Genomic DNA, 2257 nt, shown 5'->3' with positions numbered 1-2257 from the left:
ACAAATGGTTAGTAGCAGCCATTAAATCTACCCATCCTTGGTATTATGAAGTATCTAAATGCGCCCCTCAATACTCATTAAGATATTTGTCAGATGCTTTTAAATCTTTCTTCAAGAAAAGTAAAGGGTTTCCTAAGTTTAAGAAAAAGGGTAAACATGATTCTTTCACCTTAGATGGTGCAATAAAAATTGATTATAGAAAAATTAAAGTTCCTGTCATTGGTTGGCTGAAAACTTATGAAATTCTTCCGACTGGATATAAACCGAAATCTGTCACCATAAGTAAACAGGCTGATAAATGGTTTATCTCTTGGAAACTGGAGGTGAGAACGACTCAAACCCAGAAAAATCAAGAGTTTGTAGGAGTTGATTTAGGAATAAATCATCTAGCAATATTATCAACAGGAGAAATATTTGATGGCGTAAAAAGTTATAAAAAGTATGAGAAAAAGTTAGCAAGAATACAATATTTGAACCGCCATAAACTCATAGGTTCAAATAATTATAGAAAAGCACAAATCAAAATAGCAAGATTACACCAAAAAATAGCCAACATCAGAAAAGATACATTACACAAAATCACCACCTATATCAGCAAAAACCACGCGGTGATAGGGATAGAAGATTTGAATGTATCAGGGATGTTAGCAAATGGGAAATTATCAAAAGCTATATCAGATATGGGCTTTTATCAATTCAGAAGGCAGCTAGAATATAAAACACAACTGTATGGCAGTAAGTTAGTAATTGTGGATAGATATTATCCCAGTAGCAAGACTTGCTCAACTTGTGGAGAAAAGAAATCATCACTGTCATTATCTCAAAGAGTTTTTAAATGTGATAACTGTGGCTTTGAGAGTGACAGAGATTTAAACGCTGCGATTAATTTAAAACAAGAAGCGGTCAGATTGATCGTGTTAGCCTGTGGACTAGATAGTGCCGACACTTCTAGGAGTTCAGTGAGCGTAGTCGAACTGGTGAAACAGGAAGAAAAAGCCAACTTTTGTTAGCATTAGTTAGCTTTTTTGTATCGGAAGTTACCCAATGCCCAATGTCCAATGCCCAGTACAATTTAATTTTGAGTAAATTTCCTATGACAACAACAATTTCTTATGCAGATGCTTTAGACCTTACAGCCGATGATTACATTGTGATCGGCTTGGCAACCTGCTTTTACAAAGAAGATGGAGAAGTACACCAAATCGAAGTTATAGAACCTATTCCCTCAGCAGCATTAGAAGCAATATTAAAAGGCATTCCTACCTCATACAAACTTGCCTGTGCAACTACTTTGGGAAGTATCTTGGATGGTGATAAGCTGTTATTACCTGATGGATTTCCTGATTCAGCACAGTTTGGAGATGAATTTGTACAACGGTCATTTTCAGCTGCTCGCACCTACAAGCGTCGTGAATCAGCCCAAACCCTGATTCCCGCAGGAACAACCAAAACCGATTTTAATTATTCTACAGAACGCAAACGGGTGCTAAATGCCGCTAGAGTTGTCACTAAAGACGACAACGTTAAACAACATTCTCACACTCACAAAGTTCTTTGATTTTAAGCAGTTATTATGTTGAAACTTTACGGTGGCGCTTTTAGCCGTGCATCAATTGTGCAGTGGTATTTAGAGGAACTACAAGTTCCCTACGAATTTATCCTTTTGGATATGAAAGCAGGTGAACATCGACAACCTGAATACCTGGAAATTAACCCAATAGGCAAAGTTCCAGCAATTATGGATGGTGATTTGAAACTATGGGAATCAGGGGCAATTTTGCTGTATATTGCGGAAAAATATGGTAAAAATCCGATTTCCCTAGAGGAACGTGCCATATTTTCCCAATGGGTATTATTTGGTAATTCCACCTTGGCTACAGGAATTTTTGTGGAAGCCAACCGCGAGCGAGAAATGCCCCGCCTATTAACTACCCTGAATGAAATTTTTGCGCGGCAACCTTTCTTACTTGGTGATGAATTCACTGTTGCCGATGTGGCTGTGGGATCTATACTCGCTTATATTCCCATTATGCTCAAGCTTGATTTGAGTGAATATCCAGCCGTTGTTAACTATATTCAGAAAATTTCTGAACGTCCAGCGTTTAAAAACAGTATCGGTAAAAGGTAAAAGGTGTCTGGGGACTGGGGACTGGTGACTGGCGACTGTGGACTGGGGATCGTGGTCTGAGTACACTAGAACGGGTCCGTGGCACTGGGTGCTTGGTGTCTTATTCCAGTTGTCTCTTGCACGCGCGTC

Annotated in this window: 3 protein-coding genes; all 3 read left to right on the top strand. The window is 38.8% G+C overall.

Translation table 11 applies throughout. From position 1 onward, the window contains the following. Window positions 1-1010, top strand: a 1010-nt coding sequence (locus FFR48_RS27405; RefSeq protein ID WP_137669528.1) for an RNA-guided endonuclease InsQ/TnpB family protein, incomplete at its 5' end; no start/stop codon positions are given. A gap of 83 nt (window positions 1011-1093) precedes the next feature. Continuing rightward, on the top strand, window positions 1094-1558 hold the full coding sequence (locus FFR48_RS27400) for a hypothetical protein (protein ID WP_137669527.1): 465 nt from the start codon (window positions 1094-1096) through the stop codon (window positions 1556-1558). Between the two features lie 15 nt (window positions 1559-1573). Next, window positions 1574-2128 (top strand): glutathione S-transferase family protein, encoded by a 555-nt coding sequence (locus FFR48_RS27395; protein ID WP_137669526.1) that lies wholly within the window; start codon window positions 1574-1576, stop codon window positions 2126-2128. Window positions 2129-2257 lie beyond the last annotated feature (129 nt).

Origin of the sequence: Sphaerospermopsis reniformis (assembly GCF_005402885.1) — a bacterium.
Taxonomy (GTDB): domain Bacteria; phylum Cyanobacteriota; class Cyanobacteriia; order Cyanobacteriales; family Nostocaceae; genus Sphaerospermopsis; species Sphaerospermopsis kisseleviana.
This window is presented reverse-complemented; position numbering and strand designations above follow the sequence as displayed.

Coding starts and splice junctions, on each gene's coding strand:
- FFR48_RS27400 (WP_137669527.1), top strand. CDS start 1,094: ATGACAACAACAATTTCTTATGCAGATGCTTTAGACCTTACAGCCGAT.
- FFR48_RS27395 (WP_137669526.1), top strand. CDS start 1,574: ATGTTGAAACTTTACGGTGGCGCTTTTAGCCGTGCATCAATTGTGCAG.